This is a genomic window from Deferribacterota bacterium (assembly GCA_034189185.1).
Taxonomy (GTDB): Bacteria; Chrysiogenota; Deferribacteres; order Deferribacterales; family UBA228; genus UBA228.
In genome coordinates, this window is the sequence record JAXHVM010000184.1 from 1 (window position 1) to 3455 (window position 3455).

Below are 3455 nucleotides of genomic sequence, written 5' to 3' on the forward strand. Positions count from 1 at the left end.
CCCTATAGCCATGGAAAGAGGTTTAAGGTTTGCTATAAGGGAAGGTGGTAGAACAGTAGGTGCAGGAGTAGTAACAGATATTATTGAATAATATTTAATATTTGAGGTTAGAGATGGCTGATCATGTTATATTAGCTTGCGTAGAATGCAAAAATAGGAATTATCATACAACAAAGAATAAAAAGAGCATAACATCTAAATTGGAGTTAAAGAAATATTGTGCTAGGTGTAGAAAACATACACTACACAGGGAAACTAAATAGGCCAGTAGCTCAATTTGGCAGAGCACCGGTCTCCAAAACCGGTGGCTGGGGGTTCGAGTCCCTCCTGGCCTGTTATTGGATAAATATGATATTAGAATTAAAAAGATTTTTAAGACAAGTTAAGGAAGAATTAAAAAAAGTGATTTGGCCAACTAGAGAATTAACTATTGGCACAACCTTTGTTGTATTGCTGTTAGTGTTTATAGTTTCTATCTTTTTAGGTGTTGTAGATATAGCTTTGTCAAAAATTATAAGATTTATAATAGGGTAGCTATGGCAAATAATTGGTATGTTGTGCATACATATTCGGGTTTTGAAAAAAAGGTTAAACAACTAATTGAAGAAAAAGTTAAAAATTTGGGCAAAGAAAAAGAGATTGATGAAATACTTATTCCCACTGAAGATGTTGTTGAGCTAAGGAAAGGAAAAAAAATAGTTAGTAAAAAGAAAACTTTTCCAGGATATATTTTAGTGCATATGGAGATGACAACAGAGAATTGGCAGTTAATTAAGAATACTCCAAGGGTAACTGGTTTTGTTGGAGGCACAAATCCTGTTGCAATACCTGAGAATGATGTTAAGGCTATGGTGGATTTAGCAAAATCACAGGCGCCAAGAATGGCTATAAAGTTTATAGCAGGGGATAAAATTGAAGTAATAGATGGTCCTTTTCAGGGATTTACAGGTATTGTTGATGAAGTGAATCCTGAAAAGGAAAAAGTTAAGGTAGTTGTTAGCATATTTGGTAGACAAACACCAATAGAGTTAGATTATTATCAGATAAATAGGATAGGTTAAGGGGTGTAAGATGGCAAAAAAGATTATGGGGCAGATTAAGCTACAGATACAAGCTGGCAAAGCAAATCCAGCTCCACCAGTAGGTCCTGCTCTTGGGCAGAGAGGTGTTAATATTATGGAGTTCTGCAAAGCCTTTAATGCTGCAACTAGCAATATGGGCGACATGATTATCCCTGTGATTATAACTGTATATGAGGATAGGAGCTTTACTTTTGTAACTAAAACACCTCCCACATCTGATTTAATAAAAAAAGAGCTTAACTTATCAAAGGGATCATCAAAACCGGGAATTGAAAATGTGGGCAAGTTAACAATGAGCCAACTTGAGAAAATAGCAAAAATAAAGTTGCCTGATTTAAATACAGATGATCTCGAAAAAGCTAAGAAAATTGTTACAGGAACATCCAAAAGTGTTGGTGTTACTATAGAAGAAAAGGAGTAGTTATGGCAAAAAGAGGTAAGAAATATTTAAATGCACTAGAAAGATTTGATAGATATAAGTATTACGAATTGATAGAGGCTATTAAAATTGTAAAAGAGGTTTCTTTTGCCAATTTTGATGAAACGCTGGAGATGGCAGTTAAATTAGGTGTTGATCCTAAACATGCTGATCAGATGGTTAGGGGTTCAGTAGTTTTACCACACGGATTAGGCAAAGATGTTAAGGTCATAGTGTTTGCAGAAGGCGAAAAAGCAAATGAGGCAAAAATGGCAGGTGCAGATTATGTGGGCAGTGAAGATTTAATTACAAAGATTAATGATGGATGGCTTGAGTTTGATAAAGCAGTGGCCACACCAGATATGATGAGAAGTGTTGGTAAACTTGGAAAGAAATTAGGGCCAAGGGGTCTGATGCCATCTCCAAAGACAGGTACTGTTACAAACGAAATATCAGATGTAGTTAAGCATTTGAAAGCCGGCATGCTTGAATTTAGGGTAGATAAGACGGGTATAATACATGCCCCAGTTGGAAAGGTTAGCTTTGATGAAAATAAATTATTTGAGAATTGTAAAGCTTTAATCGAGGCTTTAATTAAGGCAAAGCCTGCTGCAAGTAAAGGTCAATATATAAGAGGTATTTATATTGCATCAACAATGAGCCCATCTATAAGAGTTGAAAAACAAAGTGCAGCTTAAGTAAATAAAAAAAAGGGGATAAACAGTGCATACAAGAGAAACAAAAGCAAAATTTGTAAAAGAGATATCTAGTGATATTTCAGAATCGAAAGCATTAATATTATTAAACTTTAAAGGTTTAAATTTTAGGCAAACGACAGATTTGAGATATAACCTGAAAAAAAAGGAAAGTAGCTATAGGGTTGTCAAAAATAGACTAATGAAAATAGCTTTAAAAGAGAATAATATTGATAAGCTAGACGATCTTTTAGTTAATGAAACAGGCGTTGCTTTTGTATATAGTGATATGGTAGAAACTGCTAAAGAATTAAAGCAATTCTTGAAAAATAAAGATAATGAAGTTTTAAAGATAAAAGGTGCTTATTATAATGGAGAATGTTATACTGGCGAAGATGTATTAAAAATTGCTGATCTACCTAGTAGGGAAGAGCTTTTGTCAAGGTTAGTGCTTAGCATGAAATCGCCTATTTCAGGTTTTGTATTTTTGTTAAATAATATAATGTTAAATTTTATAAATGTTTTAAACGCAATTAAAGATAAAAAACAAAATAGTTTGGAGGAAAAAAATGGCAGTAACTAAAGAAGATGTAATTAAATTTATCGAAAATATGTCAGTGCTTGAATTGGCTGATTTTGTGAAAGAGCTTGAAGAGAAATTTGGTGTAACTGCAGCACAAGCTGTTGTCGCACAGGCACCATCAGCTGGTACTGCTGAAGGACAAGGTAAAGAGGAAGAAAAAACAGAGTTTGATGTTGTTTTATCCTCAATTGGTGATAAAAAAGTTCAAGTAATAAAGGTTGTGAGGGAGATTACAGGATTGGGCCTAAAGGAAGCAAAAGGCTTGGTTGATTCTGCGCCAAAACCTGTAAAAGAGGGTGTGTCAAAAGAAGAAGCTGAGCAAATTAAATCAAAACTAGAAGAGGTTGGGGCTTCTGTTGAAATCAAATAACCAAATTTAGCTAATAAATTTACATTGCGTAGAATATATATAGATTCTACAGTTATAAAAATATAAATAAAGAAGGTGAGTTTATGGGTAGTATTATATCACCTATTAGAAGGATATCATTTTCTAAAATTAGGAAAGTGATGGAAAAACCAAATTTTCTTGAGGTACAACTTAATTCCTTTAACGAGGCAATAAAAGAAGATAGTAAACAACCTAGTGGTTTGAGGCAACTTTTTGAAGAAGTATTCCCTATTACAGATTTTAATGAAATAGCTGTATTAGAGTATGTTGATTATTACATTGATTC

The 3455-nt window shown here is 33.6% G+C and carries 9 protein-coding genes and 1 tRNA gene; all 10 read left to right on the top strand.

Translation table 11 applies throughout. The annotated features are described in order from the left end of the window. A partial coding sequence (locus tag SVN78_09505; protein ID MDY6821840.1) for a hypothetical protein occupies positions 1–91 on the top strand: 91 nt, incomplete at its 5' end. Positions 92–113: 22 nt separating this feature from the next. Beyond that, on the top strand, positions 114–263 hold the full coding sequence (gene rpmG / locus SVN78_09510) for a 50S ribosomal protein L33 (protein ID MDY6821841.1): 150 nt from the start codon (positions 114–116) through the stop codon (positions 261–263). Beyond that, positions 262–335, top strand: a tRNA-Trp gene (locus tag SVN78_09515). Before rpmG ends, SVN78_09515 begins: the two co-directional genes overlap by 2 nt. Positions 336–348: 13 nt before the next feature. Beyond that, entirely contained in the window at positions 349–534 is a 186-nt protein-coding gene (gene secE, locus SVN78_09520) for a preprotein translocase subunit SecE (GenBank protein MDY6821842.1), read from the top strand. Between the two features lie 2 nt (positions 535–536). Beyond that, positions 537–1061, top strand: a complete 525-nt coding sequence (gene nusG / locus SVN78_09525) for a transcription termination/antitermination protein NusG (GenBank protein MDY6821843.1) — start codon at positions 537–539, stop codon at positions 1059–1061. 10 nt (positions 1062–1071) lie between these two features. Beyond that, entirely contained in the window at positions 1072–1503 is a 432-nt protein-coding gene (gene rplK, locus SVN78_09530) for a 50S ribosomal protein L11 (protein MDY6821844.1), read from the top strand. A 2-nt stretch (positions 1504–1505) separates the two neighbouring features. Beyond that, positions 1506–2198 carry a 50S ribosomal protein L1 gene (gene rplA / locus SVN78_09535; protein ID MDY6821845.1) on the top strand — a complete coding sequence of 231 codons (693 nt, stop codon included), beginning with the start codon at positions 1506–1508 and terminating at the stop codon, positions 2196–2198. 25 nt (positions 2199–2223) lie between these two features. Beyond that, on the top strand, positions 2224–2778 hold the full coding sequence (gene rplJ / locus SVN78_09540; GenBank protein ID MDY6821846.1) for a 50S ribosomal protein L10: 555 nt from the start codon (positions 2224–2226) through the stop codon (positions 2776–2778). Then, positions 2765–3148 (top strand): 50S ribosomal protein L7/L12, encoded by a 384-nt coding sequence (gene rplL / locus SVN78_09545; protein MDY6821847.1) that lies wholly within the window; start codon positions 2765–2767, stop codon positions 3146–3148. Before rplJ ends, rplL begins: the two co-directional genes overlap by 14 nt. A gap of 83 nt (positions 3149–3231) precedes the next feature. Beyond that, positions 3232–3455, top strand: a 224-nt coding sequence (locus SVN78_09550; protein ID MDY6821848.1) for a hypothetical protein, incomplete at its 3' end; no start/stop codon positions are given.

Excerpts from the sequence above, each read along its gene's own strand:
- rpmG (MDY6821841.1), top strand. The coding sequence starts at position 114 with ATGGCTGATCATGTTATATTAGCTTGCGTAGAATGCAAAAATAGGAAT.
- secE (MDY6821842.1), top strand. The coding sequence starts at position 349 with ATGATATTAGAATTAAAAAGATTTTTAAGACAAGTTAAGGAAGAATTA.
- nusG (MDY6821843.1), top strand. The coding sequence starts at position 537 with ATGGCAAATAATTGGTATGTTGTGCATACATATTCGGGTTTTGAAAAA.
- rplK (MDY6821844.1), top strand. The coding sequence starts at position 1,072 with ATGGCAAAAAAGATTATGGGGCAGATTAAGCTACAGATACAAGCTGGC.
- rplA (MDY6821845.1), top strand. The coding sequence starts at position 1,506 with ATGGCAAAAAGAGGTAAGAAATATTTAAATGCACTAGAAAGATTTGAT.
- rplL (MDY6821847.1), top strand. The coding sequence starts at position 2,765 with ATGGCAGTAACTAAAGAAGATGTAATTAAATTTATCGAAAATATGTCA.